At 71.4% G+C, this 12,808-nt stretch carries 13 protein-coding genes; 7 read left to right on the forward strand and 6 right to left on the reverse strand.

Annotation, left to right across the window (positions count from 1 at the left end; genetic code table 11):
- Positions 1-83: 83 nt before the first annotated feature.
- Positions 84-2,831: an ATP-binding protein gene (locus tag AC3X7R_RS09055; protein WP_489965292.1), complete on the reverse strand. Its 2,748-nt coding sequence runs from the start codon at positions 2,829-2,831 to the stop codon at positions 84-86.
- A gap of 399 nt (positions 2,832-3,230) precedes the next feature.
- Here AC3X7R_RS09055 and AC3X7R_RS09060 point away from each other — a divergent pair, with 399 nt between their 5' ends.
- A complete protein-coding gene (locus AC3X7R_RS09060) occupies positions 3,231-3,740 on the forward strand; it encodes a DUF6924 domain-containing protein (RefSeq protein ID WP_489965293.1) in 510 nt (169 codons plus the stop codon).
- A gap of 92 nt (positions 3,741-3,832) precedes the next feature.
- Here the strand turns inward: AC3X7R_RS09060 and AC3X7R_RS09065 are convergent, their stop codons facing one another.
- A complete protein-coding gene (locus AC3X7R_RS09065; protein WP_489965294.1) occupies positions 3,833-4,012 on the reverse strand; it encodes a hypothetical protein in 180 nt (59 codons plus the stop codon).
- 29 nt (positions 4,013-4,041) lie between these two features.
- Here AC3X7R_RS09065 and AC3X7R_RS09070 point away from each other — a divergent pair, with 29 nt between their 5' ends.
- Both AC3X7R_RS09070 and AC3X7R_RS09075 read left to right on the forward strand, forming a co-directional pair.
- On the forward strand, positions 4,042-4,746 hold the full coding sequence (locus AC3X7R_RS09070) for a hypothetical protein (protein ID WP_489965296.1): 705 nt from the start codon (positions 4,042-4,044) through the stop codon (positions 4,744-4,746).
- 76 nt (positions 4,747-4,822) lie between these two features.
- A complete protein-coding gene (locus AC3X7R_RS09075; RefSeq protein ID WP_489965297.1) occupies positions 4,823-5,164 on the forward strand; it encodes a hypothetical protein in 342 nt (113 codons plus the stop codon).
- A 46-nt stretch (positions 5,165-5,210) separates the two neighbouring features.
- On the opposite strand, the gene AC3X7R_RS09080 is transcribed toward AC3X7R_RS09075, so the two are convergent.
- The 3 genes from AC3X7R_RS09080 to AC3X7R_RS09090 form a co-directional block, all read right to left on the reverse strand.
- A complete protein-coding gene (locus tag AC3X7R_RS09080; RefSeq protein WP_489965298.1) occupies positions 5,211-6,158 on the reverse strand; it encodes a class II glutamine amidotransferase in 948 nt (315 codons plus the stop codon).
- A 123-nt stretch (positions 6,159-6,281) separates the two neighbouring features.
- Positions 6,282-6,737: a hypothetical protein gene (locus tag AC3X7R_RS09085; RefSeq protein ID WP_489965299.1), complete on the reverse strand. Its 456-nt coding sequence runs from the start codon at positions 6,735-6,737 to the stop codon at positions 6,282-6,284.
- Between the two features lie 130 nt (positions 6,738-6,867).
- Entirely contained in the window at positions 6,868-7,434 is a 567-nt protein-coding gene (locus AC3X7R_RS09090; RefSeq protein ID WP_489965300.1) for a hypothetical protein, read from the reverse strand.
- A 238-nt stretch (positions 7,435-7,672) separates the two neighbouring features.
- Here AC3X7R_RS09090 and AC3X7R_RS09095 point away from each other — a divergent pair, with 238 nt between their 5' ends.
- From AC3X7R_RS09095 to AC3X7R_RS09105, 3 genes are all read left to right on the forward strand, one after another.
- Entirely contained in the window at positions 7,673-8,131 is a 459-nt protein-coding gene (locus tag AC3X7R_RS09095; RefSeq protein WP_489965301.1) for a hypothetical protein, read from the forward strand.
- Positions 8,132-8,211: 80 nt separating this feature from the next.
- Positions 8,212-9,510: an oxygenase MpaB family protein gene (locus AC3X7R_RS09100; RefSeq protein WP_489965302.1), complete on the forward strand. Its 1,299-nt coding sequence runs from the start codon at positions 8,212-8,214 to the stop codon at positions 9,508-9,510.
- Between the two features lie 56 nt (positions 9,511-9,566).
- The gene (locus AC3X7R_RS09105) at positions 9,567-10,073 is read left to right on the forward strand and encodes an alpha/beta hydrolase (protein ID WP_489965303.1); all 507 of its coding nucleotides are present in this window, start codon (positions 9,567-9,569) and stop codon (positions 10,071-10,073) included.
- Positions 10,074-10,084: 11 nt separating this feature from the next.
- Here the strand turns inward: AC3X7R_RS09105 and AC3X7R_RS09110 are convergent, their stop codons facing one another.
- Positions 10,085-11,137, reverse strand: a complete 1,053-nt coding sequence (locus AC3X7R_RS09110) for a tocopherol cyclase family protein (protein WP_489965304.1) — start codon at positions 11,135-11,137, stop codon at positions 10,085-10,087.
- A 122-nt stretch (positions 11,138-11,259) separates the two neighbouring features.
- Here AC3X7R_RS09110 and AC3X7R_RS09115 point away from each other — a divergent pair, with 122 nt between their 5' ends.
- Positions 11,260-12,798 (forward strand): hypothetical protein, encoded by a 1,539-nt coding sequence (locus AC3X7R_RS09115; RefSeq protein ID WP_489965305.1) that lies wholly within the window; start codon positions 11,260-11,262, stop codon positions 12,796-12,798.
- Positions 12,799-12,808 lie beyond the last annotated feature (10 nt).

The following is a 12,808-nucleotide window of genomic DNA, read 5'->3' on the forward strand; positions in this document are numbered from 1 at the left end:
GCCCGTGACGGAGTTGCGGCCTCGCAGGCGTCGAGTCTGGAGGTGACCTACCGGGACCGGACCATCCGCACCGGCGCCACGGGTCAGCTCAGCTTCACCGCGGCGAGCTGGCGGCGCGACGTGATGCCGAGCTTGCGGAAGATGTTGCGCAGGTGGGCCTCGATCGTGCGCGGGCTGAGGAACAGCGCCGCACCGACCTCCTTCGAGGTCGCACCCGTGGCCACGAGTCGGGCGACCTGAAGCTCCTGCTCGGTGAGCGCATCCGCCGCCTGGGCGTCGCGCCGGCGCGGGTGCTCGCCCGTGGCCCGCAACTCGCGCGCGGCCCGCTCGGCAAACCCCGCGGCACCCATCTCCGCGAGCATCCTGTGAGCCGTGCGCAGCTGCTCGCGCGCGTCCTGACGGCGACCCTCCCGACGCAGCCACTCCCCGTAGAGCAGATGGGCGCGAGCGAGGTGGCCGGCCGTCCGCGGCTTGGCCAGGTGCTCGATCGCCTCTCGATAGAGCGCCTCGGCCTCCGATCCGCTGCTGACGAGCGCCCGCGAGCGAGCCGCCAACCCCAGGCCCCACGAGGTGCCGCTGGCCTGAGCTCGCGCGGTGAGCTCAGCCAGCGCCTCGGCGGCGAGCTCTGGCCGGCCCTGGCGGCACGCTGCCTCGACGAGCTCGGTGTGGGGCAGACTGCCGAAGCTCAGCTCGGAAGTCTCGAAGGCCAGCAGTGCCGCCTCGAGTGCCGCCGCATAGTCTCCGTGGCCGTTGTGCAGTACCGACATGGCGTACGTGGTCATGAGGCGCTCGGTGCGCTGGGCGGGGCCTTCGGACCCTCGCTCCACGCTCGCTCGGAGCTCGGACGCCTCCTCGGTGGCCCCGCGCCACGCGGCGAGGATCAGACGGGCGTGCAGCTGCGGCAGGGCTCGCGACGGCGCCAGGATCGAGGTCTGGCCCGCCACCAGTTCGGCGCGGGCCAGATCACCGGAGAGCACCGCCATGAGCGACTGGATGAGCAGGGCAGTCGGCAACGTCGCCAGCGCGCCCGCCTCGCGGGCGAGCGCCACGTGCCGGTCGGCCAGCGCGTTGACGAGGTCGTCGTCGAACAACGCTATGGCCGTCCGGCTGGCCAACCCCAGCCAGCGGCGGCCGCCGTCCAGATCGGCACTCGGCTCGAGCGCGACCATCGCATCCAGTGCCCTGCGGAGCTCGGGGACGCTGGCTTCGTAGCCTTGCGTGTACATGGTCGTCAGCCCGTCGAGCAGCAGGTCCGCCAGCTGCGGTGGCGTCGGCGCAGGTGGAGCATTCAACGCCGCCTCGGCCGCGACCCGCGGGCCCCATCCCGGTTCCACACCACCGGTGACGATCGCTCCGTCCAACGCGTCGAGGTACGTCTCACGGGAGAGCACCGGGTCGAGAGGAGCCAGCCCCGCGGCGACCGCCAACAACGCCTTGGGCGGGCTGCTGTGCCGGGCCTCCTGGTAGTCCATCCGGGTGCGCAGAAGAACGGCGCGAACACGGTCGAGAGGTTCCAGGTTGACGTCGACGGCAACCTCGATCAGTCGCCGGGCCTCGTCGAACGATCCGGCCTCGTACTTGGCGAGTGCCGCGGCGAGAGAACGCTTCGCGCGCAGCACAGGATCCGGCGTCAGCTCGGCCGCGCCCTGCAAGAACGCCGCGGCCGCCGCCAAGCCACCCCGGGATCGAGCGCGAACGGCCGACGCCTCGAGCTCGGCCGCGACCTGCTCGTCGACCCCCTGCACCGCCTGCGCACGGTGCCAGGCGCGGCGATCGGGATCGGACGCTACGGTGGCCTCGGCCAACGCGCGATGCACCCGTCGATGGTCCTGGGGGTTCGCCGCCTGGTACACGGCCGATCGAACGAGCGGATGGGCGAATCGCACCCGGGCCGGGCCGATCTCCAACAGTCCGGCCGATTCGGCTGCCACCGCTGCCTGGACGTCGAGATCCAACCGGGCCGCGGCGCGCTCCAGCAGCGCCGGATCGCCGGTGGGCTCGGCCGCCGCGATCAGCAGCAGCTCCTGCGTCTCGGGAGGAAGGTCCCGGGAGCGTCTCCGGAAGCTGTCCTCGATGCGCCGCGGGACACTCGCGACGTACGGCAAGGCATAGCCTCCGGCCAGCCGCTCGGGTCGCGCGCTGCGGGGCAGCTCCAGCAGGGCCAGCGGATTGCCGCGCGCCTCCGCGATGATCTGATCGCGCACGCTCTTGTCCATCGTCACGCTGGTGACCGTCTCCAGGATCTGGCGCGACTCCGCATCGGAGAGCCGTCCCACGTGGATCTCCGCCAGGCCCCGGAAGGGATCGTGATGGTCCCCTTCGGTCTCGCGGCGGCCGAACAGCAACGCCACTCGCTCGGCGGACAACCGACGCGCCACGAAGGCCAGGACCTGGGCCGAGGCCTGGTCGAACCACTGCACGTCGTCGACGACGCACAGCAGCGGCTGCTCGTCCGCGGCATCGGACCAGAGGTTGAGGACGGCGAGACCGACCAGGAACAGGTCGGGGGCGGGGCCGGTCTGCCCCCCGAGGGCCACGAGGAGCGCCTCGCGCTGCGGATCGGAGAGGATGTCCGCGTGGCGCAGCAGTGGAGCACACAACTGGTGCAACCCCGCGAACGCGAACTCGGACTCGGACTCCACCCCGCTCGCGGACACCACCTGGAACTGCTCAGCACCGAGATCGCGGGCCAGCTCGAGGATCACCGTCTTGCCGATGCCGGCCTCCCCGCGCACCACGAGAACACCGCTCTGGCCGGCGTGAGCGCAGTCGAGGAGCAGCCTCACCGCCTCGTACTCTCGACGTCTACCCAGCAGCCGTTTCAGGATCATCGTCTCCGTCCGTGGGCGGGCGTCCACCGGCTCGCGCTCCAGATCTTTCTGGTGCGCAGACTAACGCAAGTCGGTTCGCCCACCGGCGATCGGACCGCACTGGCCGCTCGCCGATCATGGCCAACGCTCACTCGCCCGGCGACTCACCGATCGACGGGAACCTCGCTGAGCGCCTCGTCGAGGATCCGCCGCGACTGTTGAGCCGCTGCACGTCAGTGCGTGCGCCGCCCTCGAAGCAGTGGGGGCGTGCGCCACCCAGACGAGGTAGGTACGGGGCCGACGGGGCCGCACGCCGAACTCGTCACGCAACATGTGTGTCTAGACGCGGCTTGCCTACGCGGCACACGCCGTGGGTGTGTCTGTCCGCGGGCGGGACTCATGTTCTGTCAGCATTCCGACGTGCACCTGACACAGATCAGCGCCGCTTTCGAGGACGCCGGCACTCCGCTCATCCGCACTGACTTCACCAGCGACTCAGCATGGTCGGTCGTTGTCGAGCAGGTCACCAAGCCGGTCGACTTCGATGACCCCGACAACACTGATCCGGGCGACGAGGGATACGTGCCCTACGTCGTCATCGTCGACGACCCCAAGTTCACAGGCATCGACGGCCCCGCGCTAGCAGAAGCACTCCCCACCATCGAATCGGGCGGGTACGTTCTCTTGGCCGACGCGCGATGCATGGAGGAGGCTACCGCCGGTGGCGAGCTCACCCTTGCCTACGTCGACCTCTCGGTCTCGGATCCGGAAGACGCAGAACTATTCAACTCCTTCATGGGCCGCACTTTCCGGTGCGCGGTCGCCGAGATCGCCTCGATAGAGGCCAATCTCTCGATCGCCAACATGGACTTTCACGAGTTTGCTGACAACGCTGATCCAGACGGCGTCTTCCGCGGCTTCGCCGACTAGCGTCCGCGCGTGCCAATCGGGGCGGGAGGCCAGGGGACGGAGTCATGCTCGGTCACGTCGGTCAACCTAGTCGCGAGTCGGCGCGGGGACGTCTAGCCCGGCGCGGGCTTCTCCTGCTCGATCTCCTCGTACCGCTCGTGCAGACGGTCGCGGACCTGGTCGGGCGTGTACGCCTGCCGCTTCCGCTCTCCGCGGGTGACCACGACACCGGTCGCCACCACACCGGCCATGCCGGCCAGCCCGAGAACCTTCCACCACGTCGCCGCGCGCATACGGGCGACCCTAGCCGCCATGCGGCACGATGCCTCGCGTGAGTGACACGCGCGCCGAGGGCATCTCCGTCGAGGAGGCCGCCGGCCTGACCCGCACCGGCGACCTCTGGCTGTTCCGGGGCCGCACCACCGCCGACCGCGCCATCCGCACCCTCACCAACGCCCCCGTCAACCACGTGGGCATGGCCGTGGTGATCGACGACCTGCCGCCGCTGCTGTGGCACGCCGAGATGGGCAAGGCGCTCGTCGACCACTGGTCCGGTGACTTCCACCGGGGCGTGCAGCTGCACGACCTCGGCGACGCGGTCACCCGGTGGCGCGAGACCTACGGCCAGGCGGCGTGGATGCGCCAGCTCACCCCGGAGGCGGGTCGGGAGCAGGAGGACGGCGCCCTGCGCGCGGTCGCCCGCCTCGACGGGGTCTCGTTCCCCAGCACCGCCCGCCTCGCCGCCCGGTGGCTGCGCGGGCGCGACGCCCACCAGCCGCGCCGCAAACGCGGGCAGCGGGCTCGTCCCGAGGCGGCGTTCTGCGCGGAGGCGGTGGCGCTGACCCTCCAGGAGATGGGGATCGTCGAGGACGACTGGAAGCCGACGTGGTTCGACCCCGGCACCTTCTGGAGCGGCGAGTTCCTGCCACTGCTCCCAGGGTGGTCCTACGGCGCGGAGATCCAGGTCGGTCCGCTCCCACCCAAGGCAGCGAAGGTCCCGAGCGCCCGGCGGCGCTGGCGCTCGTGACATGGCCCGAGGGAACGTGGTGCAATCGGCCATGTCCGACTTGATGGCACTTCCTCCCGGGCTCTACCGCGGAACGGTGAGCGGCCAGGAGAGCGGTGACTGCCAGTGCCGGATCGAAGTCCGCCGCGTGACCGAGCACGCACTGAGCCTCGACTACGAAGCCGTCGGCCTGGACGGTCTCCAGCACGTCGAGCACACCATCGTGACGCCCACGGCTCTGCACGTGGCCGCAAGCGAGTTCCCTGAGGTCGCCATCCTTCGGGCGACGGCTACCGGACACTACGTCGCTGAGGACGCCTTGTTCCCCATGGAGATCCGTGCGGGGTGGGACGGCAGCATCCTGACCTGGGCGTGGCACTGGGCGCTTCCTGGTGAGACCTTGCGGGAACAGTCGCGCGCGACCGCGCAGCCGACGTAGGTGGACACGGCCGCGGCGGTGTTCGTCGTTGAGCTTCGAGTGGGGGCTACACCTTCAAACGGTCGACGGTCTTGGTGATGCTCTCGCCGTCCTTCTCGAGGAACACGATCTCCCCGAACTCCAGCGTCGACCAGTCCTCGGTGTCCTCGCTGAGCGGCTCGGAGGCGAAGATGGCGGACGTCGCGTCCTCGACGTGGCAGTCCTCGAAGCCGTACGTCGAGTCGTTGTGGAAGTTCTTCCCCATCAGCATGTACATCGGCTCCAGGAGCATGCCGAGGGCGAAGTCGTCGGTGCCCGGCTCGGCCTTGCGCAGCTCCCGCCAGTCGCCCTCCGGCTCGGTCTCGCCCTGGTGCCCGGTGCCGACGTTGACCCCGACGATCCGGTTCGGGGAGACGAGGGCCATCTTCAGCTTGGTCAGCGCCGGCAGGTCGAGGTCCTTCATCGCCTGCACGAGCAGCCTCATCAGCTCCTCGAACGCGCGCTTCACGTCCTCGTCGCTGTCGCTCTCCAGCAGGGACAGGAGGAGCACGTAGAGGAACTCCGTGTCCGTGTTGCCCCGCATCTGCTTCAGGTACTCGTCCTTGCAGTGCTTCAGCAGCTCGCGCTGCAGGAGCTGCCAGTTCGGCACGTCACCGTTCTGCGCGACGATCCACGGGGTGCCGGTGTAGGAGAAGGGGTGGCAGTTCTCGTCGGCCAGCACGGTCTTCGCGTTGTAATCCGCCGCCCGCACGTGAGCAAGCATCGTGCTGACCTGGAGGCTCGGCACGATGCCGGCGACGTTGTCGTCGTAGAAGGCGGCCATCGGGCGGTGGTAGAGGAACGGCTCCTCCTTCTTGAGCAGGTGCTCGCCCCACGCTCCGAATCCCCACCCGGCCAGCTGGAGCTGCGGGTGACGCTCCGGGTCGAGGGTCTGGTTGACCAGGCTGTTCTCAGGCTTGAGCAGCAGGTTCTCCAGCGGGATCTCCGACCCGATGTAGGCGAGGACTCGGCACATAGGTTTCCTTCACTGAGCTCGATGCGGCCCGCAGCGGGCGGGCGATGTCGGCGTAGCAGTACCCGTCGACGGCTGGTGTAGCCCTGTGACTCCTACGACCCGAGCGTCTGCAGCCCCACGACGCTAGGCCGGGGCGCCGCCCGACTCGGCGTACCGGTCCAGGGACGAGGCCCACATCCGGGAGACGATCCTCCCCATCGGGCCGCGATGGATCAGGGTCAGCAGCGCCCTCTGCCAGAAGGTGGCGGCGCCAGTGTTCTCCCACTCCACGAACAGGCGGCTGCCACCCCCCTCGCGCGGCACTATCCGGAACGACCCCTCGCCCGCGCCGCCGTAGCTGCTCTCCTGCACCGACAACCGGATCGCCTCCGGGTCTGACCAGTCGTAGCGAGCGATCACCCAGAACGGCGATCCGGGGGTGGCCTCCCGCGCCACCGTCCACGTCTCCCCTTGGTCGAAGACTCCGTACCGCTTCGGGTCGAGCGTGCGGTCCCAGATCTGGAGGCGGCGGCTCGAGAAGTCGGTCAACGCGCGACGCGTCAGCTCCGGCGACGCCTTGGTGTCGACCTCGAAGTGCATCCATTCATTGCAGCACCGCCGCGAGGGTGCGTCCAGAGCTTGGGCTCACGGGGAGTCGCCTCAGCCGCCGCGGCGTCGTGGCCGTCAGCGCCATAGCCGGGTCGCGGTCTCGATGCGACCGCGTGCGGGCTCAGAGCTTCCAGGCGAAGGGCTTCGTGGCCGACCCCAGCGGGTCGAGGGCCCCCGAGGTGAAGGCGAAGGCGGAGGCCTTCCACTTCAGCACCTTCGCGCCCTTCTTGATCTGCTTCCGCTTCACCTCCATCTGGAAGGTCTTCGCGTCGACCTGCGTGAACGACAGCGTGCTGCAGTTCTTCGGCGTCGGGACGTCCTTCGTGCGGGCGTCGTAGGTGCAGACGTTGCTCTGGAGCACGCCGTCGCGGGAGAAGAGGTGCACGGACCGCACGGTCTTCTTCGCGATCGTGAAGTCCACGCCCACCCCGCCGGGGAAGACGAGGTCGTCGGCGGTGACGTCGTTGTGCAGCCCGACCGTGATCTGGATCTTCTGCTTGCCCTTGGTCCGCATCGAGACCTTCGCCAGGTCGAGGTTGGCGGTCGAGTGGCCCATGACGTGGTCCCCGGCCGGGTCCTTCTTGCTCGTCGACGACGCCTGGGCCGGGGCGGCGACGAGCGCCACGGCCATCCCCAGCGCCACCGGTGCGGTCGTCAGCGCGAGCGCGCGACTCTTGATCCGGTTCATGAGATCTCCCCCTCGTGTGTGGTGTCCGGGCGCCTCCTACCCGTCCCGGGCGCTACCCAACCCCGCGGTTTCCGCCGACGACCCGGGCGCTCAGATTCACGTCGACTACCCGAAATCAGCGACTCGCTCCTGTCCCGCGCGGCCCTACCCTCGATCGAGACGTCCGACGCAGCCGAGAAGACGCAGTCGAGGAGGAGCAACCATGGGGCGCACGATCACAGTGACCCGACCCTCTCTGGTGAGCTCCTCGCTCCGGCTCGTCGACGACAGCGGCCACCAGGGGACCATCACGTTCCACGGCGTCCTCACGCGGTCGGCCCACCTGAGCCTGGGGCCCGATCGGCTGACCTTCTCCACGTCGGGCCTGCTCGGCCGCACCGTGCTCGCCGAGACCGCGGAGGGAAAGGCGGTCGGTGAGTTCCGTGAGACCGGCCTGCTGGGCCGAGGTGATGCCGAGGTGGGCGGCCGTCGTTACCGACTCAGGATCAGTGGGGTGTTCGCACGGCAGCTCTCCTGGGAGGACGTCGACGGCACCCAGGCGATGTCGCTGAAGCTCGGCGGCCTGCTGCGGACCAGTGGCACCATCGAGGTCTCCGCCACGGCCGTCCCCGAGGATGTCGCCGTCCTGATCGGTCTGGGAGTGATGGCACACCGCGCCGCGGAGCGGGACTCCTCTGCCGGGGCGGCCGCGGTCTGAGGCGGCCCGCCTGCGCCGTGTCCCGCGCGCGATGCCCCTCCCCCACCTAGGCTGGAGAGCACCGACCGGGAGGAGCGTCCATGACGCAGCAGGCACTGTCGCAGCGAGTCCTGCGGCAGCGGGAGCTGCTCCCCGCCCTGTACGCCGCGTTCGACCCCGAGCACCTGCCCGAGCGCCTCGCGCTGGGGCTCGACGATCCCAACGACCTGGACGACGTCGAGGGCGCGGACCGCGCCGAGCTGCTCGCCGACACCGAGCTGATGGACCTGATGGTGACCGCCACCCGGTTGGGGGACGCCGTCGCCGACGCCTACGCCATGCTCCTGCCCGAGCACGGGATGCGGGGCCTCATCACCATGCTCCAGACGGCGTGCCGCGAGGGCATCGACGCGGTGCCCGACGCCCCGCCGCAGCTGCGCGCCCTGATGGCCGCGATGGAGGAGCGACCCGACTGGATCGACCCCACCCTCCTCGAGGAGGGTGCCCGCTGGGAGCGGATCGACGCCGCCCTGGTGACCCCCTTCGTGATCCGCGGCGCGTTCCTGGCCACCTTCCTCAACGCCTACGCCGCGCTGCCGATGGCGCTCACCGGCGCGCTGACCGGCGAGACCTCGGCACGCCGGGTGAAGGAGACCGCGTCGTTCTTCGCCGCGACCGTGCTGCCCGGCGGGACCGACCGCCGCGGCCCCGGCTTCGAGGCGGCCGCCATGGTGCGGCTCATGCACTCCACGGTGCGCGTCCACGCACTGCGCTCGGGCAAGTGGAACCACGCCACCCACGGCACCCCCATCCCCCAGGTCGACCAGATGCCGGCGGGGCTGATCAGCAGCTTCCTCATCTCGGTCAAGGCGGTGAAGGCCGGCCGCGAGGAGTTCGACGCGCGCGAGCGGGCGATGATCGAGCTGGCGCGCTACCGCTGCTTCCTGCTCGGCCTGCCCGCCGAGCTGCTGCCCGAGGACCCGAAGGGGGTCATCCGGGTCTTCAAGGCGCGCGCCGCGACCCTGCGCAGCTCCTTCGACGACGAGACCTGCGGGGCGCTGGTCCGCTCCACCCTGGCGGCCCGGCTCCACCCCGACGCCGGCCGGTGGGGGCGGACCGTGGAGCGGTTCGAGCGGAGCTTCGCGACCATCACCTTCGTGCGGGCCTTCCTCCAGGGCGACTTCGACCGCGCCGCCCGGATGGGCGTCCACGTGACCCGCGCCGACCAGCTCCGCGCCTCGGTGATGCTGCCGTTCCTGATCGGCCGGGTGCTGCTCGTCCGCCGGATCTCCGGCGTCCCGCTCCTCTCCCGGGTCACCGACCGCTACGTGGTGGCGACCCTGCGACGCCGGCTCCGCGGCTACGGACACCCGGAGTACACCGCCCAGGTCCCCGGCTGACATACATCGCGCGCACGGGTGCTGACACCGGCTGCCCTGGTCCCTACCGTGGAGTGATGCAGGTGCTCCTCATCCACGGCGCGGGCGGGTTCCGCGACGACCAGGCAATCCGCGACGGACTCGGCGACAGCCTGGGAGTGCGGGTGGAGATGCCGCGGTTCGCCGACGAGGACATGGGCGTCCAGGCCTGGGCCAACCCGGTACGCCGTCACCTGGCGTCGCTGGAGCCCGACGACGTGGTCGTGGGCCACTCCTTCGGGGCCACCATCCTCGAGCGGGTGCTGGCCGAGCGGGCGTGGTCCCCGCGGCGGGCGCTGCTGCTGGCGATGCCGGACTGGTCGCCCGACGGCTGGGACGTGCCGCACTACGCCCGCCGCGGTCCGGAGCCGGCGATGGAGGTGGCGCTGCACCACTGCCTCGACGACGAGGTGGTGCCGGTCGACCACCTCGCGCTGCACGCCGCCCGCCTGCCGTCGGCGCGCACGGTCGAGCACCCGAGCGGCGGCCACCAGTTCCACGGCCGGCTGGACGCGATCGCCGCCGACCTGGCGGAGTACAGCTAGCTCCCTCGCGATCAGCGGCTCAACGGCGGGGCGTCCACGGCGTCCGGCCCGTGGCCGCGGCGTGCCACCTCGGCCTGCGCCCGGTCGATGCCGCCGTGCTCGAGGGCGGCGAGGTGCGACTCGCCCTGCCAGACCAGACGTCCACAACGCCGTACCGAGACGCGCATGCTCGCCCCGAGGTGCTCGATCGCCCCGGCGATGTTGCGCCGCTCGGCCGGCAGCGGGACCGGGAGCACGTGGGCCTGGGCCAGGCTGCCGATCCCCTCGATCTCGACCGCCCACTGGGCGCTGCGCCCCCGCAGCAGCCAACGCTCGTCGGTGACCTCGGCGCGGACCGGTGAGACCACCGGGTCGCCCAGCCGGAGGAGCCGCCCGTCCGGCAGGAGGACCACGACCGCCGTCACCGTGGTGCGCAGCGGTCCGGCGCTCACCTCGCCGCCCGCGAAGGCCACGCAGACCGACGGCTCGGCGAAGCCCTGCGCCTGTCCCCACCACCAGGAGTCGGGGAAGCCGCCCTTCCCCCAGTTCTTCTCCGCGTAGACCGACCAGCCGTCGAGCTCCCACGTCTCGTCCCCGACGACCGCCTTGCCGTGCGCGGTGCCGCCGAGGAGCCACGGGTGCCAGTACTGGTTGAGCCCCGGCACGGCCTGGAAGACGCTCGACCCGCCGAAGCTGCGCCGGGGCCACGGGGTGGCGTCACTGATGGTCGCCTCGAGCTGCGCCTGCGGTCCGAGGTCGACGCGGACGCCGTCGGGGGTCCCGTGGAACGCCTCCCCGGAGAAGACGCCCAGCGCGTCCACACCGGCGGCGCCGGTCGGGTGGGCCACCGTCCGCAGGAAGCCGTGGGGGTGCGCCGCGAGACCGATCGTCGACCAGACCCCGTCGGCGGCCCGGTTCACCCCGTTGAGGGTGATCAGGACCCGCCCCGAGGCCGGGTCGGTGAACCGCCAGAAGTAGCCCTCCATCGCCACGCCGTGCGCGGGCAGCGGGTCGCCGAAGGGCCGGTCGGCCCCGCTCGCCCGATAGGCCCGCCGTACCGCCGCCACTGGTCCTGAGATCCGCATGCCCGCACTATGGCAGCCCCGGCGGACAGAAGCCCGGGATCCTTGCCGGGCCCGCGCGGGTGTGGTCGGATGTGGAGCCGCCGGACGACGGCTGCTCGACACGAAGCACCACGGGGGTCCTTGTGAAGCGTGCACGCCTTGTCATCTCGCCGGCGGTCGCGCTGGCGACCGTCGTCCCCGCCCTCGCTCTGGGCGGGGCGCTCGCGCCGGCCGCCGCGAGCGCCGCGACGACCTGCCAGGGGAAGCCGGTGACGATCGTCGCCACGACGGAGGTCACCACCGGCACCGAGGGCGATGACGTGGTGGCGATGACGCCGGGGGCGTGGGAGACGTTCGACGCCCTGGGCGGCGACGACACCATCTGCCTGGCCGTCGGCCGCTCCCGGGTGGGCCGGGAGGGGCCGGGCTCGTTCGGCCTGGTGAACGCCGGGCCCGGCCACGACGTGGTGGTCAACGAGTCGGGCGCCGGCCCGTCCGACTCCATGATGACGGTCTACCTCGGCGAGGGCGACGACACGTTCACCGGCGCCCCGATGGTCGAGACCGTCTACGCAGACTACGAGGATGGGGGGGACGCCGTCACGGCACCAGCGGGCAGCCAGCGCGACGTGATCGACATGGGGGGCGCCCCCCGGCGGGCGGCGCGGGGCGCGGACACGGTCTGGTCTGTCCCACCCGTCGACGGGCTGAACGCCGACGACCTCACCTTCGGGCCCGGCGGCGCAAGCGTCGAATACCGCGGCGCGATGGCCCCGTCGGGGCGCCTGGACGTCTCCGCGGCCACCTCGACCCGGCTGGTCCTCCCGGCCGTCCCGGCCGCGTCGACCCCGGGCAGCGACAGCGAGCTCGTGATCGACGCCGTCGCCGGGCGCGCCACCCTGGACGGCGTCCAGGTGCTGGCGTGGACGGGTCCGGTCCACTCGTGGGATCTCGGCGAGCAGTCAGCCGCGTCGTGGCAGAGCGCCGTCTCCTTCGTGGGCTCCGACGCCGACGAGCACCTCTGGCTGACCTCCGGCGGCTACCGCGACGTGCGGCTGGGAGGCGGCGACGACAGCATGGCGGGCGGGTCCCGCGCCTGGTACCGGGTGCGCTCCCTCGACGGCGGTCCCGGCCGGGACCTCGTCTCCTTCCGACGGGGGTGCTCGCACCTGACGGTCCGCGTCGCGACCCGGATGACGTGCGACGACGACACCATCCCGCTCACCGGTTTCGACAACGTCTACGTCAGCAACATGGCGAAGAACGGCGTTCTGGTCGTCGTCGGGACCGACGCCGACGACCACGTCATCGCGCATGGGGCGAAGGCGACGTTCCACGGGCGCGGTGGGAGCGACAGGGCATTCGTCGGAGGTCGGACCGTCCGGGTCAACGGAGGTCCGGGAGCCGACACCCTCGGCGCCCGCAGCGTGAACGTCGTGCTGCGGGGGCAGGGCGGCGCCGACCGCCTCAGGCTCGAGTCCGGCGCGAGCATGAAACGCCTTCCCGCCTCGTCGTTCCGTCGGGTCGCCCTGGGCGGTCCTGGCCCGGACGAGCTGCGCGGGGCGACCGACGAGCACGGCGACCGACTGGTCGGCGGCGCCGGGCGTGACAGTGCCGACGGACGCGGCGGCGCCCGCGACTACTGCGACGCCGAGGTCGCCCGACGCTGCGAGCGCGGCTGACAAGCGGCCG

The organism is Nocardioides sp. Z22_16 (genome assembly GCF_058134365.1).